The 25,250-nt window shown below is 68.0% G+C and carries 28 protein-coding genes and 1 pseudogene; 12 read left to right on the forward strand and 17 right to left on the reverse strand.

The window, feature by feature from the left end; all coding sequences use genetic code 11:
- Window positions 1-34: 34 nt before the first annotated feature.
- The gene (locus tag DI624_RS04415; protein ID WP_291536264.1) at window positions 35-1,330 is read right to left on the reverse strand and encodes a nicotinate phosphoribosyltransferase; all 1,296 of its coding nucleotides are present in this window, start codon (window positions 1,328-1,330) and stop codon (window positions 35-37) included.
- A 57-nt stretch (window positions 1,331-1,387) separates the two neighbouring features.
- Complete coding sequence (locus tag DI624_RS04420; protein WP_291536265.1) at window positions 1,388-2,656, reverse strand: DNA polymerase IV; 1,269 nt, start codon at window positions 2,654-2,656, stop codon at window positions 1,388-1,390.
- A 107-nt stretch (window positions 2,657-2,763) separates the two neighbouring features.
- Between DI624_RS04420 and DI624_RS04425 the strand changes: the two genes are divergently transcribed.
- The gene (locus tag DI624_RS04425) at window positions 2,764-3,129 is read left to right on the forward strand and encodes a response regulator (protein WP_166622562.1); all 366 of its coding nucleotides are present in this window, start codon (window positions 2,764-2,766) and stop codon (window positions 3,127-3,129) included.
- Complete coding sequence (locus DI624_RS04430) at window positions 3,126-4,487, forward strand: PleD family two-component system response regulator (protein ID WP_291536266.1); 1,362 nt, start codon at window positions 3,126-3,128, stop codon at window positions 4,485-4,487. Before DI624_RS04425 ends, DI624_RS04430 begins: the two co-directional genes overlap by 4 nt.
- Before the next feature lie 75 nt (window positions 4,488-4,562).
- Here the strand turns inward: DI624_RS04430 and rpmG are convergent, their stop codons facing one another.
- Window positions 4,563-4,730 carry a 50S ribosomal protein L33 gene (gene rpmG, locus DI624_RS04435; RefSeq protein WP_003164451.1) on the reverse strand — a complete coding sequence of 56 codons (168 nt, stop codon included), beginning with the start codon at window positions 4,728-4,730 and terminating at the stop codon, window positions 4,563-4,565.
- Window positions 4,731-4,856: 126 nt separating this feature from the next.
- Here rpmG and DI624_RS04440 point away from each other — a divergent pair, with 126 nt between their 5' ends.
- Window positions 4,857-5,438 (forward strand): hypothetical protein, encoded by a 582-nt coding sequence (locus tag DI624_RS04440; RefSeq protein WP_291536275.1) that lies wholly within the window; start codon window positions 4,857-4,859, stop codon window positions 5,436-5,438.
- On the opposite strand, the gene DI624_RS04445 is transcribed toward DI624_RS04440, so the two are convergent.
- Window positions 5,426-6,139 (reverse strand): NUDIX domain-containing protein, encoded by a 714-nt coding sequence (locus DI624_RS04445; RefSeq protein ID WP_291536276.1) that lies wholly within the window; start codon window positions 6,137-6,139, stop codon window positions 5,426-5,428. The genes DI624_RS04440 and DI624_RS04445 overlap by 13 nt on opposite strands.
- A gap of 136 nt (window positions 6,140-6,275) precedes the next feature.
- Entirely contained in the window at window positions 6,276-8,609 is a 2,334-nt protein-coding gene (gene rnr, locus DI624_RS04450) for a ribonuclease R (RefSeq protein WP_291536277.1), read from the reverse strand.
- Window positions 8,610-8,712: 103 nt separating this feature from the next.
- Between rnr and DI624_RS04455 the strand changes: the two genes are divergently transcribed.
- Together DI624_RS04455 and DI624_RS04460 are read left to right on the forward strand one after the other, a co-directional pair.
- The gene (locus DI624_RS04455; RefSeq protein ID WP_291536278.1) at window positions 8,713-10,113 is read left to right on the forward strand and encodes a cystathionine beta-synthase; all 1,401 of its coding nucleotides are present in this window, start codon (window positions 8,713-8,715) and stop codon (window positions 10,111-10,113) included.
- Between the two features lie 4 nt (window positions 10,114-10,117).
- Window positions 10,118-11,281 carry a cystathionine gamma-synthase gene (locus tag DI624_RS04460; protein WP_291536279.1) on the forward strand — a complete coding sequence of 388 codons (1,164 nt, stop codon included), beginning with the start codon at window positions 10,118-10,120 and terminating at the stop codon, window positions 11,279-11,281.
- 4 nt (window positions 11,282-11,285) lie between these two features.
- Here DI624_RS04460 and DI624_RS04465 read toward each other — a convergent pair whose 3' ends face one another.
- The 5 genes from DI624_RS04465 to DI624_RS04485 form a co-directional block, all read right to left on the reverse strand.
- Window positions 11,286-11,543, reverse strand: coding sequence for a hypothetical protein (locus tag DI624_RS04465; RefSeq protein ID WP_291536281.1), 258 nt, complete (start codon window positions 11,541-11,543; stop codon window positions 11,286-11,288).
- Window positions 11,544-11,566: 23 nt separating this feature from the next.
- The gene (locus tag DI624_RS04470; protein WP_291536282.1) at window positions 11,567-11,773 is read right to left on the reverse strand and encodes a hypothetical protein; all 207 of its coding nucleotides are present in this window, start codon (window positions 11,771-11,773) and stop codon (window positions 11,567-11,569) included.
- Between the two features lie 3 nt (window positions 11,774-11,776).
- Window positions 11,777-11,989 (reverse strand): cold-shock protein, encoded by a 213-nt coding sequence (locus DI624_RS04475; protein ID WP_291536283.1) that lies wholly within the window; start codon window positions 11,987-11,989, stop codon window positions 11,777-11,779.
- Between the two features lie 174 nt (window positions 11,990-12,163).
- Window positions 12,164-12,907 carry a TorF family putative porin gene (locus DI624_RS04480; RefSeq protein WP_291536284.1) on the reverse strand — a complete coding sequence of 248 codons (744 nt, stop codon included), beginning with the start codon at window positions 12,905-12,907 and terminating at the stop codon, window positions 12,164-12,166.
- Between the two features lie 35 nt (window positions 12,908-12,942).
- Window positions 12,943-13,875 (reverse strand): nitronate monooxygenase family protein, encoded by a 933-nt coding sequence (locus DI624_RS04485; RefSeq protein WP_291536286.1) that lies wholly within the window; start codon window positions 13,873-13,875, stop codon window positions 12,943-12,945.
- Window positions 13,876-14,251: 376 nt separating this feature from the next.
- Here DI624_RS04485 and queF point away from each other — a divergent pair, with 376 nt between their 5' ends.
- Window positions 14,252-14,713, forward strand: a complete 462-nt coding sequence (gene queF / locus DI624_RS04490; RefSeq protein ID WP_291536287.1) for a preQ(1) synthase — start codon at window positions 14,252-14,254, stop codon at window positions 14,711-14,713.
- A gap of 7 nt (window positions 14,714-14,720) precedes the next feature.
- On the opposite strand, the gene DI624_RS04495 is transcribed toward queF, so the two are convergent.
- The gene (locus DI624_RS04495) at window positions 14,721-16,727 is read right to left on the reverse strand and encodes a TonB-dependent receptor (protein WP_291536288.1); all 2,007 of its coding nucleotides are present in this window, start codon (window positions 16,725-16,727) and stop codon (window positions 14,721-14,723) included.
- 83 nt (window positions 16,728-16,810) lie between these two features.
- On the reverse strand, window positions 16,811-17,146 hold the full coding sequence (locus DI624_RS04500; protein ID WP_291536289.1) for a hypothetical protein: 336 nt from the start codon (window positions 17,144-17,146) through the stop codon (window positions 16,811-16,813).
- Between the two features lie 146 nt (window positions 17,147-17,292).
- Between DI624_RS04500 and DI624_RS04505 the strand changes: the two genes are divergently transcribed.
- Window positions 17,293-18,123 (forward strand): DUF817 domain-containing protein, encoded by an 831-nt coding sequence (locus tag DI624_RS04505; protein ID WP_291536299.1) that lies wholly within the window; start codon window positions 17,293-17,295, stop codon window positions 18,121-18,123.
- Here DI624_RS04505 and DI624_RS04510 read toward each other — a convergent pair.
- The gene (locus DI624_RS04510; RefSeq protein WP_291536290.1) at window positions 18,095-18,757 is read right to left on the reverse strand and encodes a DedA family protein; all 663 of its coding nucleotides are present in this window, start codon (window positions 18,755-18,757) and stop codon (window positions 18,095-18,097) included. The two genes, DI624_RS04505 and DI624_RS04510, sit on opposite strands and share 29 nt — an antisense overlap.
- A gap of 74 nt (window positions 18,758-18,831) precedes the next feature.
- The gene (locus tag DI624_RS04515; RefSeq protein ID WP_291536291.1) at window positions 18,832-19,425 is read right to left on the reverse strand and encodes a nitroreductase; all 594 of its coding nucleotides are present in this window, start codon (window positions 19,423-19,425) and stop codon (window positions 18,832-18,834) included.
- A gap of 45 nt (window positions 19,426-19,470) precedes the next feature.
- Here DI624_RS04515 and DI624_RS04520 point away from each other — a divergent pair, with 45 nt between their 5' ends.
- The 3 genes from DI624_RS04520 (at window position 19,471) to DI624_RS04530 (ending at window position 21,308) form a co-directional block, all read left to right on the forward strand.
- Window positions 19,471-20,100, forward strand: coding sequence for an NUDIX hydrolase (locus DI624_RS04520; RefSeq protein ID WP_291536292.1), 630 nt, complete (start codon window positions 19,471-19,473; stop codon window positions 20,098-20,100).
- 17 nt (window positions 20,101-20,117) lie between these two features.
- Window positions 20,118-20,939: a serine O-acetyltransferase gene (gene cysE / locus DI624_RS04525; protein ID WP_291536293.1), complete on the forward strand. Its 822-nt coding sequence runs from the start codon at window positions 20,118-20,120 to the stop codon at window positions 20,937-20,939.
- A 159-nt stretch (window positions 20,940-21,098) separates the two neighbouring features.
- Window positions 21,099-21,308 carry a DUF3126 family protein gene (locus tag DI624_RS04530; protein WP_087120002.1) on the forward strand — a complete coding sequence of 70 codons (210 nt, stop codon included), beginning with the start codon at window positions 21,099-21,101 and terminating at the stop codon, window positions 21,306-21,308.
- Between the two features lie 76 nt (window positions 21,309-21,384).
- Here DI624_RS04530 and DI624_RS04535 read toward each other — a convergent pair whose 3' ends face one another.
- Together DI624_RS04535 and DI624_RS04540 are read right to left on the reverse strand one after the other, a co-directional pair.
- Entirely contained in the window at window positions 21,385-21,636 is a 252-nt protein-coding gene (locus DI624_RS04535; RefSeq protein WP_291536294.1) for a DUF2164 domain-containing protein, read from the reverse strand.
- Window positions 21,633-23,519 (reverse strand): ABC-F family ATP-binding cassette domain-containing protein, encoded by a 1,887-nt coding sequence (locus DI624_RS04540; RefSeq protein ID WP_291536295.1) that lies wholly within the window; start codon window positions 23,517-23,519, stop codon window positions 21,633-21,635. Before DI624_RS04540 ends, DI624_RS04535 begins: the two co-directional genes overlap by 4 nt.
- A gap of 152 nt (window positions 23,520-23,671) precedes the next feature.
- On the opposite strand from DI624_RS04540, the pseudogene ndk reads away from it, so the two are divergent.
- Both ndk and DI624_RS04550 read left to right on the forward strand, forming a co-directional pair.
- Window positions 23,672-24,063: pseudogene (gene ndk / locus DI624_RS04545) on the forward strand (nucleoside-diphosphate kinase).
- 264 nt (window positions 24,064-24,327) lie between these two features.
- Window positions 24,328-24,528: a hypothetical protein gene (locus DI624_RS04550; RefSeq protein WP_291536296.1), complete on the forward strand. Its 201-nt coding sequence runs from the start codon at window positions 24,328-24,330 to the stop codon at window positions 24,526-24,528.
- Between the two features lie 76 nt (window positions 24,529-24,604).
- On the opposite strand, the gene DI624_RS04555 is transcribed toward DI624_RS04550, so the two are convergent.
- A partial coding sequence (locus tag DI624_RS04555; protein ID WP_291536297.1) for a M13-type metalloendopeptidase occupies window positions 24,605-25,250 on the reverse strand: 646 nt, incomplete at its 5' end.

A 25,250-nucleotide genomic window follows, 5' to 3' on the forward strand; every position in this document is an offset into this window, starting at 1 on the left:
CGGCCTTATGCCACGATGGGCTTAAGGCCGGGTTTCAGACCGTCACCGGCTGGGCCGTCAAGCCGCGCACCCCGAAGACGCGGCGATAGCGTTCGATCTCGGCCGGATCGCCCACCGCCTTTTCCGGGTTGTCCGACAGTTTCACGGCGGGCCGGCCGCCCGCCGCCGCCACCTTGCAGACCAGGGAGATCGGCTCCAGTTCCGGGGCGAAGGCGGGCGAACAGTCGCGAAAGTCGTTGGTCAGATTGGTGCCCCAGCCGAAGCTGAGCCGCGCCCGGCCGTGGAAATGGGCATGGGTCGCCTCGATCCCGTCGATGTCCATCCCGTCCGAGAAGATCAGCAGCTTCTCCTTCGGGTCGCGCCCGTGGGATGTCCACCAGTCGATCAGCCGCTCGCCTGCCGGAATGGGCGGAGCCGAATCGGGGCGGAAGCCGGTCCAGTCCGCGACCCAATCGGGCGCCCGATCCAGAAACGCCTCCGTGCCGAAGGCGTCGGGCAGGACGATCAGCAGATTGCCCGCATAGTGCCGCCGCCACTCGTCCAGCACGGCGTAGGGAACCTGGGCCAGGGTCGCGTCGTCCGGCGCCAGGGCGGCCAGCACCATCGGCAACTCGTGGCCGTTGGTCCCGATGGCCTCCAGGTCGTTCTCCATCGCGTGCAGCACGTTGGAGGTGCCGATGAAGGCCGATCCCAGTCCCTCCTTCAGCGCCTGGATGCACCAGCGCTGCCACAGGAAGCCATGTCGCCGCCGGGTGCCGAAGTCCGACAGGGCCAGATCGGGCAGGCGGCGCAGCCGCTCCACCTTGGACCACAGCCGCGTCTTGGCGCGCGAATACAGGATATCCAGTTCGAACCGGCCCAGCCGCCGCAATCCGACCCGGCATCGCAGTTCGTTCAGGATCGCCAGCGCCGGGATTTCCCACAGCGTCACCTCGGCCCAGGCGCCCGAGAAGGTCAGGACATATTGCCCGTCCTGGACCGACAGGTCGTAGTTCGGCAGCCGATAGGCGCTCAGCCAGGCGATGAAGTCGGGCGAGAAGATCTGCTTCACGCCATAGAAGCTGTTGCCCGCCAGCCAGACCAGCTCCTTGTTGGTGAACCGCAGCGTTCGGGCGTGATCCAACTGCTCGCGCAGGGCCGCAATGTCGACCTCGTCGGCGAGACGCACGGACCTGGTGCGGTTGATGACCTGGAACGTCACCGGCACGTCGCGATGCTCGCGCCAGATCATCTGCAGCATCAGCAGTTTGTAGAAGTCCGTGTCCAGCAGGCTGCGGACGATCGGATCCAGGCGGAAGCCGTGGTCATAGGCGCGTTTGGCGAGGTCCATGGCCGTATTTGAGCCGATGGGGCGGGGGAGTGCACGTTCTTTCCTCGCCTGCCTCCGTCACCCCTTCAACGCCCGGCCCGCCACTACGGCGTCCTTGCCGAACTTCTCGCGCAGGACATCGATGGCGCGTTCGGTCTTCAGGGCGCGGGTCTCGGACGTCTGGAACAGCCCGGCGGGGGCGTCTTCGGCGTCCTGAACCTCGGCCATGCCGATCCCGATCAGACGATACGGTCGGCCCAGTTCGGGCTTCAGCAGATCGCGCCCGGCGGCGAACAAGGCGCGCGCCGTCTGCACCGGCTCGGGCAGGGTGATGCGGCGGGTCACGATCTTGAAGTCGGTGCGGCGCAGCTTCAGCACCAGCACGCGGCTGGCCACGCCGTCGCGACGCGCCTTGGAGGCCAGCTTCTCGCACAGGGGCCACAGTTCGGCCTCCAGCGCCTCGGCCGACGTCAGGTCCTCGTTGAAGGTGGTCTCGGCGCTCATCCCCTTGCGGTCCCGCTCGGGGTTCACCGCGCGGGCGTCGCGGGCGTGGGCCAGGTCGTAGAGCCGCAGTCCCGATTCGCCATAGCGTTTGACCAGGTCGCGCACGTCCGCCCGCGCCAGATCGCCGATCAGGGCGTAGCCGTCGCTGCGCAGCGCCTTGCCGAACACCGGGCCGACGCCGGGCAGGGCGGTGACGGGGCGCGGCGCCAGCAGGGCTTGCGCGTTCGTCGCCCCCACGACGGAGAAGCCGCGCGGCTTGTCCATTTCGGACGCCATCTTCGCCAGGAAGCGGTTGGGCGCCAGGCCGATGGAGACGGTCAGGCCGGTCTGGTCCTCGATCTGTTTCTGGAAACGGATCAGCTGGAATGCCGGCGGCCCGCCGTTCAGCCTTTCGGTTCCCGACAGATCGACCCACGCCTCGTCCAGCGACAGCGGCTGGATCAACGGCGTCAGCTGGCCCAGGGCGCCGAGAATGCGTTCGGATTCGAAGACGTATTTGGTGAAGTCCGGCTTGATCACCACGGCCTCGGGGCAGGCCTTCAGCGCCTTGAACATCGGCATGGCCGAGCCGACGCCATACTGGCGCGCCACATAGCAGGCGGTGGAGACGACGCCGCGCTTGCCCCCGCCCACGATCACCGGCTTGTCGCGCAATTCGGGCCGGTCGCGCTTCTCCACCGAGGCGTAGAAGGCGTCGCAATCCATGTGCGCGATGGAAAGCTGGTCCAGTTCGGGATCGGCGACGATCCGCCGCGAGCCGCACGCCGGACAGCGGCCGTCCGGCGGGCCGGCGGGGTCCGGCCCGGTCCACAGACAGTCGCGACAGATGGCCTTGATGGCCACGCTTAAGGTCTCCGTAAGTTTGGCTTCACCCCAACTTAAGACTGGCCGCCTACGAATGCGACTAACGAGGCGTCCCGCGTTCGCGGGGGCGCGCAGGTCAGGTGATGATGTCCAAGAAAGTCCTCATCGTCGAGGATAACGAGCTGAACATGAAGCTTTTTCATGATCTGCTCGACTCCCAGGGCTATGAGACCCTGCAGACCCGCGAGGGCCTGCAGGCGCTCGCCCTGGCCAGGGCCCATCATCCCGACCTGATCCTGATGGACATTCAGCTGCCGGAAATCTCGGGCCTGGAAGTCACCAAATGGCTGAAGGACGACGAGGAGCTGAACCACATCCCCGTCATCGCCGTGACCGCCTTCGCCATGAAGGGCGACGAGGAGCGGATTCGCCAGGGCGGGTGCGAGGCCTATATCTCCAAGCCGATCTCGGTGATGCATTTCCTCGACACCATAAGGCAGCACCTGGGATGAGCGCGCGCATCCTCGTGGTCGACGACGTGGATGTGAACGTCCGCCTGCTCGAAGCCAAGCTGACCATCGAATACTATGACGTCCTGACCTGCAACAGCGGGGCGGCCGCCCTGACCCTGGCGGCCGAACAGCAGCCGGACCTGATCCTGCTGGACGTGATGATGCCCGGCATGGACGGGTTCGAGACCTGTCGCCGTCTGAAGGCACAGGCTGAAACGCGCCACATCCCGGTCGTGCTCGTCACCGCCCTGGACGGGCGCCAGGACCGCATCCGGGGGCTGGAGGCGGGCGCCGACGACTTCCTGACCAAGCCCATCGACGATGTGATCCTGTTCGCGCGGGTCAAGTCGTTGACGCGGCTGAAACAGGTGATGGACGAACTGCGCGAGCGCGAGGAAAGCAGCCGGCGACTGGGCGTGGATTCGAACGGGGCGGCCCGGTTGCGAAGCGAGGGCGGGCGGGTGCTGATCGTCGACGACGACCTGCGACAGGCCGAGAGGATCGCCCTGGAACTGGGCGCCGAACACCGCATCGCCATCGAGACCGATCCCGAGGCGGCGCTGGCGGCGGCCAAGGGCGCGCTGGACCTGATCATCGTCAATGTCGCGGCCGTGAATTTCGACGGTCTGCGTATCGTGGCCCAGGCCAAGTCGGGCGATGCCCGCCGAGCGCCGATCCTGGCCATCGTCGATCCGTCGGACCGGCCGCGCATGGTCAAGGCGCTGGAACTGGGCGCCGCCGACATCCTGCCGCGCCCGGTCGACACCGAGGAGCTGTCGGCGCGGGTCCGCACCCAGATCCGGCGCAAACGCTATACCGACTTCCTGCGCCAGAAGCTGGACAGCAGCATGGAGATGGCCGTCACCGACGCCCTGACCGGCTTGCATAACCGCCGCTACATGACCGGCCAGCTCCAGGCCCTGGTCGGGCGCGCGGCCCAGGGCGGCGCCCAGGTGGCGGTCTTGGTGCTGGACGTCGATCACTTCAAGTCGGTCAACGACGGCTTCGGCCACGATGCGGGCGACGAGGTTCTGGTCGAATTCGCCGTGCGCCTGGCCACCAACGTCCGCGCCGTCGACCTGCCCTGCCGCATGGGCGGCGAGGAGTTCGTGGTGGTCATGCCGGGCGCCAGCCTGGAGGACGCCGGCCGGGTCGCCGAACGAATCCGCCGCGACGTGGCCTCGGCCCCCTTTCGCGTCATGGGCGGCAAGGAGCAGATCACCATCACCATTTCGGTCGGGGTGGCGGCCACCGTCGGCGACGGCGACACGCCCGAAGGTCTGCTGAAACGCGCCGACGAGGGGGTCTATGAGGCCAAGTCCGCAGGCCGCAACAAGGTCATCGCCAAGGCGGCCTGAGCCGCCCGTCAGCCAAAGAAAAACGCCCGGCTGGAGATCAGCCGGGCGTGTTCGATTTCTCAGCCGATCAAGTGCTTACTTGATCTTGCCTTCCTTGAACTCGACGTGCTTGCGAACGACCGGGTCGTACTTCTTGACGACCATCTTCTCGGTCATGGTGCGGGCGTTCTTCTTGGTGACATAGAAGAAGCCGGTGTCGGCCGTGGAGTTCAGGCGGATCTTGATGGAAGCCGGTTTGGCCATCGGAATTACCTCTGCGACGGCGAAAGCCGCTTAAAATAAGAGGCGCGGAACATACTCAGGATCGCCTCAAAGTCAACGGGCGCGATGCCGCGTTGATGCGGCCGTGCGCACAGATAGGGTGACGCCATGAAAATCGCATCCCTGCTGACCGCCGCGGCCCTGATTTCCCTGTCGTTCGCCGGCCAGGCGGCCGCGTCGCCGGCGTCGGCGCAGGACGATTTCATGGCGCGCTTGAACGCCCTGTGCGGCCAGCGATTCGAAGGCCGGGTCGTCACGACCGACGCCGCCGACGCCAAGTTCGCCAGCGAGCGGCTGATCATGCACCTTCGCGACTGTTCGGCGGACGAAGTGCGCATTCCCTTCGCCGTGGGCCAGGATCGTTCGCGCACCTGGGTCGTGGCCAGGACGGACACGGGCCTGCGGCTGAAGCACGACCATCGGCAGGCGGACGGGACGACCGACGTGCTGCATTGGTATGGCGGCGACACGGTCGACGCCGGCGCGGCGGAGCGCCAGGAATTCCCCGTCGACGCCGAATCCGTCGCCCTGTTCAACGCCAATGGGGCCGCCGTCTCCACCACCAATGTCTGGGCGGTCGAGGTCCATCCAGACCGGATGTTCGCCTATGAACTGCGCCGTCCCGGTCGCCATTTTCGCGTCGAGTTCGACCTGACCCGGCCCCTGGCGCAGGATGCTCAATCGCGGTGATCGACCAGATGGCGGCCGCGCACCATGCGCACGAAGGGCAGGGGGCGATCCGGCTGCTCCAGCCGTTCGGCCAGTTCGCCCAGAACGAAACGGGTGATGGCCGGCAGGTCCAGGCCGCGCGCCCGATCCAGCGGCAACCAGGCGATCTCGTCCAGTTCGCCCGATCCGGCGGTCGGTTCCGGCGACAGCAGGGCCTCGGCCGGGGCCATGAAGAAGCGGGCGTCGAACCGGCGTGTTCGCCCAGGCGGAGTGATGGCGCGGGCCACATAGGTCAGGACCGATAGGTCGGGCAGGGCGCCCGCCCGGCGATACTCGCGCCACGGTCCGGCGACCGAGGCGGCCGGCGCCGGACGGCCCAGGATCAGGCCCGTCTCCTCGAAGGTCTCGCGCACCGCCGTCAGGGCCAGGGCGCGGGCGCGTCGCGCGGGCAGTTCGCTCTCCAGCCGCCGCGCGACCTCGGAGGCGAGGTCGCTCGCCGCTACGGCGGTGAAGTCGCTCCGGTCGATCCGCCCGCCCGGAAACACCCATTTCGACGCCATGAAGACATGCCCCGGCGCCCGCCGCCCCATCAGCACCTCGGGCCGCGATCCGCCCCGCGTGAGGATCAGGGTGGCGGCGTCCCTGGGCCGTTGCGCGCCCCCCGTGCGCGGGGCGTCGGCCAGGTCCTGGGCGGCGTCGAAGGGGGCGGGATCGTTCTTCATTCCGCTCATCCCGGCGAAAGCCGGCGCTCGGTGCTTTCGTTCGCACAGGCGGTCGGGGTTGGCGTCCGAGTCCCGCGACAAGCGGTCTTCGCCCAAAGGACTGGGTCCCGGCTTTCGCCGGGATGAGCGGATGTTTTCACTTCCGCTTGCCCTTGCGCACGCCCTTCAAGCCGCCGGACGGCTTGGAGCCGTTGCGGGGCTTGGGGCCGCCGGGGCGGTTCTTGCCGCGCATCGGCGGGCCGTCGCCGCCCCCGCCTCGCTCGCCGCGACCGCGAATGCCGTAGCGCGGGCCGGGGGCGCTGGGATCGCGCGGTTCCGGCTCGCTGAGCATTTCGAACACCAGGCCGCCGGTGACGGGGGTGGCCTCGCGCAGCTTGACCTCGACCATCCGGCCCAGGGTGAACCGCTTGCCGGTGCGTTCGCCGACCAGGGCGTGAGCGCGGTCGTCGTGGGTGAAATATTCGTCGCCCAGGGTCGAGACGGGCACCAGGCCGTCGGCGCCGGTCTCCTCCAGCCGGATGAACAGGCCGAAGCGGGTGACGCCGGTGATACGCCCCTTGAAGGTCGCCCCCACCCGGTCCTCCAGGAAGGCGGCGATGTAGCGGTCCATGGCGTCGCGTTCGGCGGCCATGGAGCGGCGCTCGGTCGTCGTCACCTGTTCGGCGATGGCGGGCAGTTCGGCGACCTCCCGGTCGGTCAGCCCGTCCTTGCCCAGGTTCAGCGCCCGGATCAGGCCGCGGTGGACAATCAGGTCGGAATAGCGCCGGATGGGAGAGGTGAAGTGGGCGTATCGGTCCAGGTTAAGGCCGAAGTGGCCGACGTTCTCAGGCGAATAGATGGCCTGCATCTGGGTGCGCAGGACGACCTCGTTGACCACGTCGGCGTGTTCGGTGTCGCGCGTCTCGTCCAGCAGCCTGTTGAACCGCTTGGTCGTGCCCGGCTCGCCCTTGTTCCACGGCTTGCCGATGGTCGACAGGAAGTCGGCCAGGTTGAAGATCTTCTCCTGGCTGGGCGCGTCGTGGACGCGGTAGATCAGCGGCGTCTTCTTCTGCTCCAGCGTCTCGGCGGCGCAGACGTTGGCCTGGATCATCATCTCCTCGATCAGCCGGTGCGCCTCCAGCGAGGCGCGCTTTTCGATGGAGGCGATGCCGCCGTCCGGCGCCATGCGGATGCGGCGTTCGGCGGATTCGATTTGCAGCGGGCTGCGCTTCAGCCGACCCTTCAGCATGGCGTGATAGGCGTTCCACAGCGGATAGAGGATGGCCTCCATGATCGGGCCGGTCGTATCGTCTGGTTGCCCGTCGATGGCCGCCTGGGCCTGTTCGTAGCTGAGCTTGGCGTGAGACCGCATCAGGCCGCGCACGAACCTGTGCCCGGTTTTTCGGCCGTCCTTGTCGAACACCATCCGCACGGCCATGCAGGCGCGGTTCTCGCCCTCCTTCAGGCTGCACAGACCGTTCGACAGCACCTCCGGCAGCATCGGTTCGACCCGGTCGGGGAAGTAGGTCGAGTTGCCCTTCTCGCGCGCCTCGCGGTCCAGCTGCGATCCGGGCCGGACATAGGCGGCGACGTCGGCGATGGCGACCCAGACGATCCAGCCGCCGGGGTTCTTGGGGTCTTCGTCGCGGGCGGCGTAGACGGCGTCGTCATGGTCGCGGGCGTCGGCGGGGTCGATGGTGATGAAGGGGACGTCGCGCAGGTCCTCGCGGCCCTTCAGCGTCGGCAGTTCCTGATCCTCGGCCTCGCGCTCGACCGCTTCGGAGAAGCCGGTCGGCACCCCGTGGGCGTGGATGGCGATCAGGGAGGCGGCGCGGGGATCGTCCTCCTTGCCGATGTGTTCCAGGATCTTGCCGCGCTTGGGACCGTAGCGCTGGTCGCCCTTTTCGACGGCGGCGAGGACCAGATCGCCGTCCCTGAGGTCCACGGACTGGGCCTGGGGCACCAGCAGCACGTCCTTGGAGCGGCGATCGACCGGCTCGACCCGCGTTTCGCGCGCCGATTTGCGGATGACGCCCAGGACGCGGTTGGTCCCCACGTCCAGCTTCTTGATCAGCCGGGCTTCCCAGCCTTCCTGGCCGCGCTGGAACTTGACCAGCAGGCGGTCGCCGAGGCCCGGCGCGGGACCGGGCTTGGCCCCGTCGCCGGGCATCAGCAGCGCGCGCGGGGCGTCGGCGCTGGCTTCGACCAGGCGGACATAGAGTTCGCCGTCGGCGTCGCGCTCGATAACGTCGGCGACGCCGACCGGGGGCAGGGCGCCCGCTTCGGCTAGGCCCTTGCGCCCGCGCCTGCCCAGGCGCCCTTGCGCCTCCAACTCGCGGATCATTTCGCGCAGGGCCCGGCGGTCGCCGCCTTTCAGGCCGAAATGGCGGGCGATGTCGGTCTTCTCGGCCGACCCTGCCTCGCGCAGGAAGGCGAGGAGGGTGTCTTTATCAGGGAGACCGGCGGGCGGTCGCTTGGATGAATTGGTCATTATGTCTTTCGTAGCGCGGAACCGCGCCTTTGGGTCAAATCTTGCGTGAGTTGACCGAGTGAATGCGGGGCTTCAGCTTCCGCCGAACCGAATGGAGTCTTCGATGTCGCTACACGCCCCCGCCCTGAGCGCGCCTGTCCGGTCGCCGCTGGATTTGATCGGCAAGACGCCGATGGTGGAGGTGACGAAGATCGACACCGGCAAGTGCCGCCTGCTGCTGAAGCTGGAATCCCAGAACCCCGGCGGCTCCATCAAGGACCGGATCGCGGTGGAGATGCTGGACGCGGCCGAGAAGGAGGGCTTCCTGAAGGCGGGCGGAACCATCGTCGAGGCGACGGCGGGCAACACCGGCCTGGCCCTGACGCTGGTCGGCCGGGCCAGGGGATATAAGGTGCTTCTGGTGATCCCGGACAAGATGTCGAAGGAAAAGATCCAGCATCTCAGGGCTATGGGCGCCGATGTTCGCCTGACGCGCTCGGACGTGCCGCATGGCCACCCGGAATATTACACCGACATGGCCGAGCGGCTGGCCCAGGCCATTCCCGGCGCCTTCTACGTCAACCAGTTCGCCAACGCGGCCAACGCCCAGGCCCATGTGAAGACCACCGGGCCGGAGATTTGGGAACAGACGGGCGGCGGCATCGACGCCCTGGTCGCCGGAATCGGCTCGGGCGGGACGATCACCGGCACGGCGCGCTTCCTCAAGAGCGTCGGCTCCAAGGCCGAGATCATCCTGGCCGATCCGGTGGGTTCGACCCTGGCCGGCATCGTCAACGACGGCGAGCCAGGGCCGGAGGGGAGTTATACGGTCGAGGGCATCGGCCAGAACTTCGTGCCCGACACTGCGGACATGGGGCTGATCGACAAGGCCTATTCGATCCCGGACGCCGAGGCCATCGCCACGGCGCGCGAACTGCTGCTGAAGGAAGGGATTCTGGCCGGCTCGTCGTCGGGGACATTGATCGCCGCCGCCCTGCGCTGGTGCCGCGAACAGACGGAGGCCAAGACCTGCGTCACCTTCGTCTGCGACACGGGGGCCAAATATCTGTCCAAGGTCTATAACGACGCCTGGCTGGCCGACCAGGGCCTGGGCGAGCGCGAACTGCATGGCGACCTGTCGGACCTGATCAACCGCAAATACGAGAAGGGCGACGTGGTCGTCGCCGGGCCGGGCGACACCCTGGACACCGCCTTCAAGCGGATGAAGGGCGCGGACGTATCCCAGCTGCCGATCATCGAGGACGGCCGCCTGGTCGGCATCCTGGACGAGAGCGACCTGATCCAGGTGATGAACACCGACGAGATCACGCGCCAGGAGCGGTTCGCCAAGCCGGTCTCCTCGGCCATGACGCGCGACCTGGACACGGTCCAGGTCAACGAGCCGCTGGACGCCCTGATCCCCGTCTTCGACCGCGACCGCGTGGCTATCGTGCTGGACGGCGAGACGTTTGTCGGCCTGATCACCCGCACCGACCTGATCAACCACCTGAGCCTGAACCGGTAAGAGCATGGCGGACAAGAAGAATAGCCAGGGCTTCTCGACCCGCGCCATCCATGCGGGCCAGAGGCCCGACCCGACGACGGGGGCGGTGATGACGCCGATCTACGCCACCTCGACCTACGCCCAGGAAAGCCCCGGGGTGAACAAGGGATACGAGTATGCGCGGGGCAAGAATCCGACGCGCGAAGCGTTCGAGGCCTGCATCGCCGATCTGGAGGGCGGCAAGCACGGCTTCGGCTTCGCCTCGGGCATGGCGGCGACCTCGACGGCGCTGGAGTTGCTGGACGCGGGCGATCATGTCGTCACGGGCGACGACCTGTATGGCGGTTCGTGGCGGCTGTTCGAGCGGGTGCGGCGGCGCTCTATGGGGCTGGACTTCGCCTATGTGGCCCTGAGCGACGTCGCGGCGGTCGAGGCGGCGATCACGCCCAGGACCCGGATGCTGTGGGTCGAGACCCCGACCAATCCGCTGATGAAACTGGCCGACATCGCGGCCCTGTCGGCGGTGGCCAGGGCGCACGGCCTGCTGCTGATCGTCGACAACACCTTCGCCACCCCCTTCTGCCAGCAGCCGCTGAGCCTGGGGGCGGACGTGGTGATGCACTCGGCCACCAAATATCTGAACGGCCATTCGGACATCATCGGCGGGGTGCTGGTCACGGCCGATCCCGACCTGGCGACGCGGATCAAGTTCCTGCAGAACTCGGTCGGCGGGGTGATGGGGCCGTTCGACGCCTTCCTGGCCAATCGCGGGCTGAAGACCCTGGCGCTGCGGATGAAGGCGCATTGCGAGAACGCCCTGACCGTCGCCCGCTGGCTGGAGACGCGGGCGGGCGTGGCCCAGGTGATCTATCCCGGCCTGATCGCCCATCCGCAGCACGAATTGGCGGCGCGCCAGATGCACGGCGGGTTCGGCGGCATGGTGACGGTGATCCTGGACGGCGACCTGGACCGCACCAAGCGTGCGCTGGAGCGGGTCCGGGTCTTCACCCTGGCGGAATCGCTTGGGGGCGTCGAAAGCCTGGTCAATCACCCGGCCATCATGACCCACGCCAGCGTGCCGAAAGAGGTGCGCGAGACGGGCGGCGTGACCGACAACCTGATCCGGCTGTCGGTCGGGGTCGAGGATGTCGCGGACCTGATCGCCGATCTGGATCAGGCGCTGGACTGAACCCTCAGCTGGACGGCAGCGCCGTCTGGTGGCCGGTGACGGGGGGCAGCTTCTTCTTGGGCGCGGCGCGCTTCGCCGGCGCCTTGGCGGGCTGGGGCAGGGCGGCGCGGCGGGCGACCTCGGCGTCGATGATCGGAATGATGTCGTTGGCGGCCATCACCTGGGTCGAGGCGCCGTGTTCGACCAGGCGCGCGGCGTTGGCGCGCAGGGTGGTCAGGTCGGCGCTGGTCATCGCGGGAATCATGTCGGCGAGCGGGGTCATGTCGGCGTCCAGGTGTCGAGGCTTCAGGACCGGCGCGACAAGCGCCAGCCCTTTAGCGAGTTGAAGGCGATCTCGACCACGACGCGGTCGCCCATGACCGGCGCGCCGTCAGGCGAACCCTTCGATGGGAGAGCCGTGACGACATGGCCGTTGTCCAGGCGGACCTTGCGGCCGCCCAGAGGCAGGAGTTTCATCACCTCGCCGTCGAAGGCGATGGCGGCGAGAACCATGTCCTACTCGGCCGCCATGAGGCGACCGGCGGATTCCTTGCCGGAGCGGGCGTCCCGCTCGATTTCGTAGGAGAGCTTCTGGCCCTCGTTGAGCGAACCCACGTCCGAGACCTCAACGGCCGAGGCGTGGACGAACACGTCCTTGCCGCCGTCATCGGGGGCGATGAAGCCGTAGCCCTTGGTGGGATTGTACCATTTAACAGCGCCGGTAGCCATTTGGAGACCTCCGTCTGGCGTTGACCGCAGGGAGGATTCCTGGTCGGCCTGTCGGGTCTGAATGGGATCGGCTTTTGGACCTCGGTGCGTGATGCAAAGGGAGCAGCGGCGTTACGCAGAGAGAGATCGACAGAACCCAGATGGGAAGCCGGACCGCCCGGCGCAAGGGCGCGATCAGAAGTCGTAGGCGATCATCGCCACCAAGGCCTGCTTGTACTGCTCGCCGAAGGTCTCGGCGTCGGTGTCGTAATAGCGCAGGTCCACCGAAAGGGCGTCGGTCAGCGCATAGGTGACGCCCGCGTTCCAGCCGGTGTAGTCGGGCGCGCCGACCTGTTCGCGCCGCCCCACCGCCGCCGTGCCGTTCAGGCGGTCGTCGAAGTCCCAGCCGACCTGGCCCTCGACCCAGGTGAAGGACCTGGTGGAGCCTGCGGCGTCCGGTGAATACTGGACCTGCAGGCGGGCGCTGGCGGGGCCGACGGCGCGGCTGACATTGCCGGTGAACTCCCAGCCGTCGGCGTCATAGCCCGCCTCGGCGTCCAGCCGGTATTTGTACACGGCGTTGAAGTCGAACTGATAGCCGAAGGCCTCGGGCTGATAACCTGCGGAAAGCTCCGCCTCGACGTTGGAGCCGCCCGACTGGACCGTTTCGAAACCGGGGCCGGCGTAGAACAGGCCGTCGGCGCTCTCCCAGGTGGCCGAACCGAAGGCGTAGCCGTCATTGCCAGACTTGGAGGCGTTCTTGGAGCGGTTGTCGGTCCCGGCGCCCAGTTCGAAAGTCCAGGCGTCGCGGGCGGCCCATCCCGGCTCGTCCTGGGCGACGGCCGGCGCGGCGGCCGAGGCGGCGATCAGGGCGGCGACCAGGGCGGCGATCGGGGCGGCGGCCGGCGCGGCGGGGCCGGAAACGAAGGTGCGGGTCATGGGGGCTCCAACGCGCGAGATGCGCCCTGGCGGCTTTAGCGCGCTCCGCTCTTGATGGCGAACTGATCCGTGGCCTGAGCGAACTCTTGTCGCAGGCGCGCGACCAGTTCGGCGGTCGGCAGCACGTCGTGGATGGCGCCCGCGCCCTGGCCGGCGGACCAGACGGTCTTCCAGGCCTTGGCCTCGTCGCCCATGTCCAGCTTGTGGTCGGGCAGGTGTTTGGGATCGACGCCGTTCTCGACCAGCGACTTGACCATGAAGTTGGCGGGAACGCCCGAGACGGCCGGGGTGTGGACGATGTCGGCCGAGCCGCTGTCGATCACCATCTGCTTGTACGCCTCGGGCGCCATCGCCTCGGTCGTGTTGATGAAGCGGGTGCCCATATAGGCGAAGTCGGCCCCCAGCATCAGGGCGGCGGCCACATCCTGGCCCGTCGAGATCGCCCCCGACAGGATGAGGGTCCCGTCGAAGAAGCTGCGCACCTCGTTGACCAGGGCGAAGGGGTTGACGATGCCCGCATGGCCGCCCGCGCCGGCGGCCACCAGGATCAGCCCGTCGACGCCCGCCTCGGCCGCCTTTCGCGCATGGCGGATGTTGGCGATGTCGTGGAACACCTGGCCGCCATAGCCATGGACTGCATCGACCACGTCACGCACCGCGCCCAGGGAGGTGATGATCAGCGGCACCTTCTCCTCGACCGACACCGTCAGATCGGCCATCAGCCGGGGATTGGTCGGGTGGACGATGTGGTTGACGCCGAAGGCCGCGGCCTCGGGTTTCAGGCGGCCCTTGATTTCTCGGACCCAGTCCCGATAGCCCTCGGTCGTGCGCTGGTTCAGCGAGGGGAAGGTCCCGATAACCCCGGCGTTGCACGCCTCGACCACCAGGTCCGGTCCTGAAACCAGGAACATGGGCGCCGAAATGATCGGCAGGCTCAGACCTTTTTGCAGCGAAGCGGGAATGGCCACGGGCGTCTCCTTCAGTTTCCTTTCGCTACGCTTAGCGGGCTGTCGCGGGGGAAGGCAATCGGCTGGATTTCAGACGGTGGTGCGAAAAACAGAGTCTCAATCGTCTGAATCGTCTGAAATCGGGAGCGGCGAAATTGCACTGCGCCGGCGAGAACCCTGCGATGTGCAAGACAGTGCAATTCGAGGGGCCTCCGATCGCTCTGAAACCGCCCATCCTACAGCGGCTTGCTGCCATGGACGGTCGATGGACGCTGGCGCCGTCCAGGGCGTTGAAAGGTCGGGAGAAGTTTTCGGGGGATGAGAGGGTGGGCGTGTTCCGATCCTTACCCGCCGGGGGAGGATTTCAAAGTAAACCGCAAGCGCCTAAATCCCCCGCATGACCCACTATACCGACAACCTCAGCCAGCTGGGCGCCCAGACCGCCGCGCCGACCAGTCCCGAGACCGCCGTGCTGGAGCGGGTGACGAACCCGCACGCGGACACCCTGTATCTGGCGCGGTTCACGGCGCCCGAGTTCACCAGCCTGTGCCCGGTGACGGGCCAGCCCGACTTCGCCCACATCGTCATCGACTATGCGCCGGGCGACTGGCTTGTCGAGTCCAAGAGCCTGAAGCTCTATTTGACCAGTTTCCGCAACCACGGCGCCTTCCACGAGGACTGCACCGTGGCCATCGGCCGCAAGCTGGCGGACCTGCTGGCCCCGAAATGGCTGCGCATCGGCGGCTACTGGTATCCGCGCGGCGGCATTCCCATCGACGTCTTCTGGCAGACGGGCGCCCCGCCCGAGGGGCTATGGCTGCCCGATCAGGGCGTGCCGACCTATCGCGGGCGGGGCTGACGGGCGCTTAGCCGCCGAAGCGGATGCGGACGCCGGCGTTGGCGACGAAGCCTTCCAGCGGCGCCCAGGCGTCGGTGGTCCAGCGGCCGTCGGCGATGCGCGAGGGACGCAGCAGCGGACCGGTGCGGGTCTGGCGTTCGTCCAGCAGGTTTTCCAGGTTCAGGAAGATGCGGTAGCGACCCAGCACCACCTCGCCCAGCAGCCCCAGCTCCCAATAGGCGTCGCCGCGCGCGCGATAGGGGTCGTCGTCCAGGGACTGGGCGCCGGTGTAATAGGCTTCGAAGCCCAGCCGCCCGCGATCGTGATCTTCCCACATGGCCACCAGGCCGGCGGTGTGGCGCGGCGTCAGCGGCGCGGCGCGACGGCCGGCGCCGACGGGGTCGGGCTGGTCCGCGTCGAGATACATGTAGCTGGCCGTGACCACGAAGGGCGCGCGACGCCAGCGCCCCAGCATCTCGACCCCGCGCGTGCGCGTCGCCCCCTCCACATTGACCAGGCGAACGCGGTCGGCGGCGACGGGAACGAGTTGCAGCGCATCGTCGATGTTCGAGCCGAACAGGGTCAGGTTGGTCTCCCACGGCCCCCGCGCATAGCCCAGGTCCAGCGAAGCGGTGGAGGCGGTTTCCGCCCTCAGGTCGGCCAGGGGCTCCAGCCGCGACAGGCCCGCAGCCTCGGTCTCTTCGACGAAGGGCGTGGGAGCGTAGAAGCCCTGGCCCCAGGAGCCGCGCACCGTCCAGGGGCCGGGCCGCCACAGCATCGACAGGCGCGGGCTGAACTGTCCGCCGTATCGGCTGTGGTCGTCGTAGCGGGCGCTGGCGGCCAGGGTCAGCGCCTCGGTCCAGTCCCATTCGACCTGGGCGAAGACGGCGGGCGCGGTGTAGCGATAATCGAAGACGGGAAAGGCCTGCGACGCATAGTCGTCGGCCTGCCAGACGACGCCGCCCAGCCAGGCGGCGCCCTCCGCGTCACCTGAAACCGAGGCCTCCAACAGGAAGGTGCGGTGGCGATCCGATTCCATCAGATCGCCAAAGCGGTGGTCGTGCTTTTGTTCGGCGGCGGAGGCGCGGGTCTGGAACAGGATGCCAGGGCCGAACGGGCGTTCGTAAACGACGCCCGCGTCACGGCGCTCGGTCTGCTGGTCCAGGCGGAAGGGGCGTCCATCCGGCGCCGTCGCGCCGTCCAGCGTGCCGCCGCGCCGCTGCTCGCCCATCAGGCCGGCGGTCAGGAACAGGGTCGCCCCGTCGTCGCCCGTCCAGAACATGCGCGGACGCGCGGACCAGCGGTCATATCCCGCCATGTCGATCCAGCCGTCCCCGTCCAGATCCTGTGTCGCCTGATGATTGTAGGTCGCCAGCAGCGAGCCTCGCCAATGATCGGACAGGGGCGTGGAGCCATAGGCCGAGACATCCTGGCCGTCGCGGCTCGTGGCGTTCAGGATCAGTTCGCCCGCTGGCGCGTCGCCCGGCCGTCGCGAGATCAGATTGATGACCCCGCCCAGGGCCTGGCCGCCATACAGGGCCGAGGCCGCGCCCTTTATGACCTCGACCTGGCCCAGGTCGCTGGGCGGAATCTGCAGCAGCCCCAGCGCCTGGCCGCCGTAGAGCGGCAGCCCGTCGGCCAGCAACTGGGTGTAACGCCCGCCCATGCCCTGGACGCGGACGTTGGCGGCGCCCAGTCCCGGCGATGTGACCTGGACGCGGACCCCGCCCGTTTCGGCCAGGATCATCGAGATATTGCCGGGCCGCATCATCAGCTTTTCGGCGATCTCTTCCTGATTGAGGACTTCGACGCGGAGGGGTTCGTCCTGGATGCGGCGGCGCGAGCGGGTGGAGACGACGACGACCTCCTCGATTTCTTCGACGTCTTCGGTCTGTGACGGCGTCTGGACGGACAGCGGGCTTTGAGCGACGCCGGTCGCGGGGAAAAGAAGGGCCAGGGCGGCGCCGGCCAGCAGGGGGCTTGCCAGCAGGGGGCTTGAAAGGGTGTTCATCATGGTGATCCTCGACCGGCGCATGGGCCGGTCCTGACAGCGTTGGCCATGTCCCGGTCGGACGGGACGCGGCGGTGCGGAAAGACCGGGGAAGGCCCCGGCTGGGATCAGGCGCGCGGGGGGCGGCGAAGACCGGCCGGATCGAGCGGCGGCCGTTCTGGGGAGTGGCTCCAGGACAGTCGAAGCGCAGGGGGCGTCGGCTGATCCATGAACGCCGGGCCGGGCAGGGCGGCGGGATGCGGCGCGTGGCAGCAGCCGTTGGCGCAGGCCGGGCCGCAGTCGGGGCAGCCGCCTTGCGCGTCGTCCGGCACGGCCTGCACGCCCGCGGCGACATAGGCGCAGGTTTCGTCGACGCAGGCATGGGCCGAAACCGCCGGCGAAAAGACCGCGAGCAGAAGCAGAAGCTGGAAGACCAGCCTCAGGCCGCCGAACGCTGTGGTCACGGGATGTCTCATGGCGGAACCGGCTCTTAGGATGAAGCGGGCGGGCTGGCAACGGCGGGCGTTCCGTCCGGCGCGATCAGCCTCTAGGCTGCGACCCGATGTCTCGTTCGCACACCCTCCCTCTCGAAGCCTGGGGCCGGCGCCTGATGACGCGGGCCGAGGCCTGGGTCGATGGGTCCCGGCCGCGTCGCTACGCCTACGAGTTCCTGTGGTTCGGGCTGAAGCAGGGATGGGCGTGTCTGTTCGGCGGTCTGATGCTGGCCCTGATCCTGGGCACCTTCCTGTTCTGGCCCGATCAGGCGCCGGTGTCGCGCTACGACTTTCTGGTCGTGGGGGCGGTGCTGATCCAGGCGGGGATGCTGGCGTTTCGGCTGGAGAGCTGGGAGGAGGCGCGGGTCATCCTGCTGTTCCACATCGCCGGCACGATCATGGAGCTGTTCAAGACCGCGCACGGGTCGTGGATCTATCCCGAGGACAGCGTGCTCAGGATCGGGGCGGTGCCGCTGTTCTCGGGCTTCATGTATGCGGCGGTGGGCAGTTATATCGCGCGGGTGCAGCGGATCTTTCATATCCGGGTCCGACGCTATCCGCCGCTGTGGACGACCTGGGTGCTGGCGGCGGCCATCTACGTCAACTTCTTCGCCCACCACTGGCTGCCGGACGTGCGGATCGCGCTGTTCGCGGCGACCGCCCTGCTGTTCGGGCCGGGCTGGTTCTATTTCACGGCGGATCGGCGCCGGCGGTCGATGCCGCTGCTGCTCGGCTATTTCCTGGTGGCGCTGTTCATCTGGTTCGCCGAGAACCTTGGCACCCTGGGGCGGGCCTGGGTCTATCCCGGACAGCAGGCGGGATGGGAGATGGTGTCGCTGGCCAAGCTGGGCAGCTGGTTCCTGCTGATGATCATCTCGGTGGTGCTGGTCTCGATCGTGCACCGGCCGGAAGACGAAATCAGCGGCTCTCCAGCGCGCCGCGCATGAGGGCGGACCGGCGGCTCACGCGCGCCTTGATCAGGCGATAGGCGACGGCGACGATCAGGATCGCCGCGACGATGGCGCCCAGCAGCAGGGTCGGGCCGTGAGCCTCGCTGAGAAGCTCCATTCGGGCCAGGCCCTGCGCGGCCAGATAGCCGGGCGCCAACATGGCCAGCACCCAGACGACGGCCGAGGTCGCATTGCCGAACTGGAAGGCGCGCTGGCGCATCCTGAGCATTCCCAGCGTCAGGGGCACGAAGGCGCGCAAGGGGCCGAAGAAGCGGCCGACGAAGATCGACATGATCCCGTAGCGGCGGCAGTACAGCCGCGTCCAGGCGATGCGGCGGCGGTGCGGACGGAACATCGGACGCTGGAGGAACTTCACCCCCAGCCGTCGCCCGGCCCAATAGGAGACGGCGTCCCCGATCACCGCGCCAATGACGCAGCCGACGATGACGCTGACGGGGTCCAGCACCCCCGCCGCGATCAGGCCGCCCGCCGCCACCAGCAGGCCGGTGGCGGGCACGAAGGCGCCGACGATCGCCAGCGACTCGACGAACACGACCAGGCCCAGCAGGACGCCGGCCCACATATGGTTGCGGGCGATGAAGTCGCCCACGGCTTGCAACAGGGAATCCATAACCAAGGCCTTGCGGGACAAAGGCGGGGCGGTCGAGAGGTCCAACCGACGCAGGGCGATGTCGTAAGGCCGGCTTACGGCAGGCGTGTGACCTTGGCGGCCATGTCGGGGCGGGGGCGCTCCAGCGCCGGTTCGTTCAGCTTGCCGATGTGGATGAAGCCGGCGACGGTCTCGCCTTCGCCCACGCCGAACAGGGGCAGGGCCTGCGGGTCGTAGCTGTACCAGTCGGTGATCCAGCTGGAGGAATAGCCGAAGCCGGCCGCCGCGTGCTCCAGGTTCATGCACACGGCCCCGGCCGACAGCTGCTGCTCCCAGACCGGCTTGGCGTGGGGGACGGGGGTCGAGACGACCAGGACGGTGACGGGCGCGGCCGTCAGCTTGGCCAGCACGGCCTGATCCTTGGCCGGCCCGCCGCGCAGTTCGACCAGCACCGCCAGCCTGGCCGCGATCTCGGCGCGCGACTGCGGACCCAGGACCACGAACCGCCAGGGGAACAGCTTGCCGTGGTCCGGGGTGCGGGCGCCCAGGGTCAGAATCCGGTCCAGCTCCTCCTCGGACGGACCGGGCGTCGTCAGCGCCTGGGCCGGGGCCGAGCGGCGCCGGGCCAGACGGTCCAGAAAGTCCCGGGAGGGAACGGGCGGGGGCAGGGGCTCGTTAAGCGCGGTCATGCCGCCTAGCTAGGCTTTCGCCCCCGCATCCGCCATAGGTCGTCCATGCGCAAGACCGACGAACCGAGATGGGCCAGGGGGCTGGCCAAGCCGCCCGCCTGGCGCAGCGACGGAACCCAGACGGTGTTCGACAGTCCGTGGATGGCTGTGACGCGCCATCCGGCGACGGCGCCGACGGGAATGAAGGCCGACTACGCCGTGGTCCGGTTCAAGAACGTCGGAACCGGCGTCCTGCCCGTCCACGACGACGGGACCGTGACCCTGGTGGGCCAGCAGCGGTTCGCCCACGGAAACTACTCCTGGGAAATGCCCGAGGGCGGGGCGCCGCTGGACGAGGACCCGTTCGACGGGGTGCGGCGCGAACTGGCCGAGGAGGCGGGGCTGCACGCCGAACACTGGGCGCCGGCGCTGACGATCGAGATGTCCAACTCCATCACCGACGAGATGGGCATGACCTGGATCGCCTGGGGCCTGTCGCCCGTCATGACCGCGCCCGATCCGACCGAGATCATAACGGTCGTGCGCGCGCCGTTCCTCGATCTGCTGGACGAGATCGGACGCGGAACGGTGCGCGACGGCCTGACGGTGGCGACGGCCTACAAGGCCTATCATATGGCGATGAACGGGGCGCTGCCGCAGGCGCTGGCGCAGGCCATGCTGGGGCGGGTAGGATGAGGACGAAGGAGCCGGTCATGGCCAAGCTGGAAATCGTCGCGGAAACCGAGAGCGTGTGGCGACAGCTGCGCGCCTCGGCCGAGGCTGCCTCGCGAGAGGAGCCGCAGCTGGGCTCGCAGATGAACGCCGTGATCCTGTCGCACGACGACCTGGCCGGCGCCCTCAGCTTCCAGATCGCGCGCAAGCTGGCCGACGGGGAAATGAGCGCCATGTCGGTGCGAGAGGTCTGCCTGTCGGCGTTCAACACCGATCCCGCCATCGTCGAGGCGGCGGAGTCCGACCTGCAGGCCGTGGCCGAGCGCGATCCGGCGATCCGCAACCTGTTGCAGCCCTTCCTCTATTTCAAGGGCTTCCAAGCCCTGCAGGGCTGGCGCGTGGCCCACTGGCTGTGGGGGCAGGGGCGCGAGACCCTGGCCTTCCATTTCCAGAGCCGGATTTCCGAGCTGTTCCAGCTGGACATCCATCCGGCGGCGCGGCTGGGCAAGGGGCTGTTCCTGGATCACGGCACCGGCATCGTCATCGGCGAGACGGCGGTGGTCGGCGACGACGTGTCGATGCTGCACGGCGTGACCCTGGGCGGGACGGGGGCCGAGCGCGGCGACCGCCATCCCAAGATCGGCAAGGGCGTGTTGCTGGGCGCCGGGGCCAAGGTTCTGGGCAATATTCCCATCGGCGACTACGCCAAGGTGGCCTCCGGCTCGGTGGTGTTGAAGGCCGTGCCGTCCGGCTGCACCGTGGCGGGGGTTCCTGCGCGTCTCGTCAACTGTCCGACCGAGGCCGAGCCGGCGCGGACGATGGACCACACCCTGGCCGACGTGGTCTATGACTTCGTGATCTGACAGCGCCTCGGCCGTGCGGCTGCGGCCGTATGGGAAAATGAACAAAGGCGCGCCTTCGCCGTTCAACGCGCCGCGTAGGTGGAAAATGACGGCCGGCGGTTCCCCTGTCCGCCGGACTTCTCTAGGGTCCGCCGCCAACATTCAGACCATGAGGCCCCCGTGAAAGACACCGACCTGAAACGTATCGAGGGCCACCTCAAGCGCACCTTCAACACCGGCGGCATCATCGTGAAGGCCCGCCCCAAGCAGAATGACTCGGCTGAAGTCTATGTCGGCGACGAGTTCATCGGCATCGTCTTCGAGGACGAGGACGAAGAAGGTTCGTTCATGTTCGAAATGGCGATCCTGTCCGAAGACCTGCCCGATTGACTGAACGATCCGACCGCCTGGCGTGGATGCGTCGGGCGGTCTGCGGTCGTGTCGGTCCGTCGTGAGACGAGGCGGGTCAGCGCGTCGGGACCGCGCGTTCCAGGCCGTATAGGGCCTCGACGATGTCCTCTGCCTTCTGTCGCACCAGCTGCTGGGCGTCGTGGACGCCGCGATCATAGAAGGCGCCGCCGATCTCCCGGCCGATGAAGTCCAGCAGCATTTCGGCCGGGAGCTGGCCCAGTTCCTGATCCAGTTCTCGGGCGAAATAGTCGCGCAGCTTGCCGGCGACGGCGGCGCGCTCCTCCTTGGAGAATTCGATCGGCTTCATCCGGCGACCTCGGCCAGCGCCTCTTCGGCCGCCACCCAGGCCGCCTCGGCCGCCTCCAGATCGGCCTGGGCCTTGGCGCGGGCGCGGGTCAGGCCCTCCAGCTGCTTGGGATCGCTGACGGCGGCGTTGGCGAGATCGTCGTCCAACCGGGCGACATCGGCGGTCAGGCGCGCCATTTCCTCCTCGGCCTTCTTCACCGCATGACGAAGGGTGGAAGGCGAGGGGCCTGACTTCCTGTCGTTCTTCTTGCCCTTGCTCTGCACAGGGGCGGCGGCGGTTTCTTCCTTCTTGATCTGGCTGGGCTTGGCGATGGCCTGTTTGGCGCGGTCCAGGACGAATTTGGCGTAGTCGTCCATGTCGCCGTCGAAGGGCTTCACCGTGCCGTCGGCCGCCAGCCACAGCCGGTCCGCCACCATCTCCATCAGCGACCGGTCGTGGGTGATCAGGATGACGGCGCCGTTGTAGTCGTTCAGGGCGTCCAGCAGGGCCCGGCGGCTGTCGATGTCCAGGTGGTTGGTCGGTTCGTCCAGGATCAGGACGTGGGGCGCATCCATCGCCACCATGTTCAGCAGCAGGCGCGCGCGTTCGCCGCCCGACAGGCTGTCGACCGTGGTCTCCTGTTTCTCATAGCCCAGGCCGAACTGGGCCAGTTTGGAGCGGCGGGCGCTTTCGGGCGCATCCGGCATGGCGCGGCGGATGATCTCCAGCGGCGTGTCGGTGGGGTCCATCGCCTCGATCTGATGCTGGTGGAACCAGCCCACGCGCATCTTCTTGTCGCGATGCAGCTCGCCCTCGGACACGTCCAGGGCGCCGGCGATCATCTTGGCGAAGGTCGACTTGCCCGCGCCGTTGACGCCCAAGAGGCCGATCCGGTCGTCCAGGTCCATCCGCAGGTTCAGGTTGCGCAGGATCGGCTTGCCCGGCTCGTAGCCGACATTGGCCCGCTCCAGCCGGATCAGCGGCGGCGCCAGCGGGCGCGGCGGCGAGGGCAGGGTGAAGGGGGCGACGCGCTCCTCGATGGTGGTGGCCACAGGCTGCATCTTCTCCAGACGCTTCATCCGCGACTGGGCCTGGGCGGCCTTGGTGGCCTTGGCCCTGAAGCGATCGACGAAGGATTGCAGGTGGGCGCGTTCGGCGTCCTGCTTGGCCTTGGCCGACATCTGCAGCCGGGCCTTCTCGGCGCGGGCCTTTTCGAAGGCGTCGTAGTTGCCGGTGTAGAGGGTCAGGGTGTGGTTCGCCAGGTGCAGGATGTGAGTGCAGACCTCGTTCAGCATCTCGCGGTCGTGGGAGATGATCAGGGCGGTGTGCGGGTATTTCTTGAGCCGCGCTTCCAGCCACAGGGCGCCTTCCAGATCGAGATAGTTGGTCGGTTCGTCGAGCAGCAGCATGTCCGGCTCGGCGAACAGGGCCGCAGCCAGGGCGACGCGCATCCGCCAGCCGCCCGAGAACTCCGACATCGGCCGGGCCTGGTTCTCCTGGTCGAAGCCCAGGCCGACCAGGATTTCGGCCGCGCGCGCCGGCGCGGCGTCGGCGTCGATCTCGATCAGCCGCGACCAGATCTCGCCCATCTCTTCCGGTTCGGCGGTTTCCAGGCGGCCCAGCAGGGCGTGGCGCTCGACATCGGCTTCCAGGATGGTGTCGATGACGCTGACCGGGGTCGCCGGGTGTTCCTGGTCCACCGAAGCGATGCGCGCGGTCTTGGGCAGGCTGATCTCGTCGCCGTTGGCGTTCAACTCGCCCAGGATCAGCTTGAACAGCGTCGACTTGCCGATGCCGTTGCGGCCGACCAGCCCGACCTTGGCGCCGGGCGGCAGGCTGACGGAGGCATCGACGAGGAATTTGCGGCCCCAGGCGTTGAAGGTCAGGTCGGTGATCTGAAGCATGGGCGGCGAAGGTTCTTCGGTTGGTCGGCGTCCCTCAATCGGCAGGTCGCCATGCGGCGTGCGTCAGGGATGCAAAAAGGGACGGTTGGAAACGCGGGAGGTGGTCGCTATAAGCCCGCGACACTCAATCTCCCAACAAGAAGTCAATTCCCATGACCGAACGCACCTTCTCGATCATCAAGCCCGACGCCACGCGCCGCAACCTGACCGGCGCGATCAACGCCGTGATCGAAGGCGCCGGCCTGCGCAGACGGAACAGGCCAAGAAATTCTACGAAGTCCACGCCGAGCGTCCGTTCTACGGCGAACTGGTCGAGCAGATGACGGCCGAGCCGGTCGTGGTCCAGGTGCTGGAAGGCGACAACGCCGTGGCCAAATACCGCGAAGTCATGGGCGCCACCAACCCGGAACAGGCCGCCGACGGCACCATCCGCAAACAATTCGCCCTGTCTATCGGCGAAAATTCGGTCCACGGCTCCGACAGCCTGGACAACGCCAAGATCGAGATCGCCCAGTTCTTCACCGACGACCAGATCGTCGGCTAAGCGCTCAGGTCGCGAGGGACCGCGTCCCGAGCATAGCGCGCACCCTGTCGCTCAGGTCGCGAGGGACTGCGTCCCGAGCATAGCGCGCACCCTGTCGCTCAAGTCGCGAGGGACCGCGTCCCGAGCATAGCGCGCACCCTGTCGCTCAGGTCGCGAGGGACCGCGTCCCGAGCATAGCGACACCATAAAGCCCCGCGTTCGGAACCGGACGCGGGGCTTTTCCGTTCGGTCAACATCGTCCCCTCGCTCCCTCGGAGAAGACCCATGAAGACCCTGATCAAATTGGCCCCCGCCGTCGGCGTCGTCGCCCTGCTGGCCGCCTGCGGCCAGACCATGGAACAACGCGCCGCCACGGGCGCTCTGGGGGGCGCTGTCGCGGGCCAGGTGGTCGGCGGCAACACCGGCTCGACGGTGGCGGGCGCCGCCATCGGCGCCGTCGCCGGCGCGGCGACCACGCCGAAGTAGGCCGCCCGAGAACCAGTGAAAGACAAAGGCCCGGAGCGTGCGCTCCGGGCCTTTTTGCTGAGGGGCGGGATCGAGCTTACCAGATGCGGGCGCGGGCGTCCGGCGCGATATATTCCTTCTGGTCGGGCGACACGCCGAAGGCGGCGTACCAGGCGTCGATATTGCGCGGCGAGGTGGCGGCGCGCACCGGCCCCGGCGAGTGGGGGTCGGTGGTCAGCTGCTCCTTCAGCGCCGCCTCGCGCGACTTCTCGCGCCAGACCTGGGCCCAGCCCAGGAAGACCCGCTGATCACCCGTCAGGCCGTCGATGACCGGCGCCGGCTGGCCGTTCAGCGATTTGTGATAGGCGTCCAGCGCCAGGAGCAGGCCGCCCAGATCGGCGATGTTCTCGCCCATCGTCAGGTCGCCGTTGACGTGGACGCCGGGGATCGGCTCCAGCTTGTCGTAGATGGCGCCCAGCACCTTGGCCCGCTCTTCGAAGCGAGCGGCGTCTTCGGGCGTCCACCAGTCGCGCAGCACCCCGTCGCCGTCGGACTTCCTGCCCTGGTCGTCGAAGCCGTGGGTGATCTCGTGGCCGATCACCGCGCCGATGCCGCCGTAGTTGACGGCCGGGTCCGCGTTCGGATCGAAGAAGGGCGCCTGCAGGATGGCGGCCGGGAAGACGATCTCGTTGCGCGGCGGGTTGTAATAGGCGTTCACCGTCTGGGGCGTCATGCCCCATTCC

Origin of the sequence: Brevundimonas sp. (assembly GCF_003248455.1) — a bacterium.
GTDB lineage: Bacteria > Pseudomonadota > Alphaproteobacteria > Caulobacterales > Caulobacteraceae > Brevundimonas.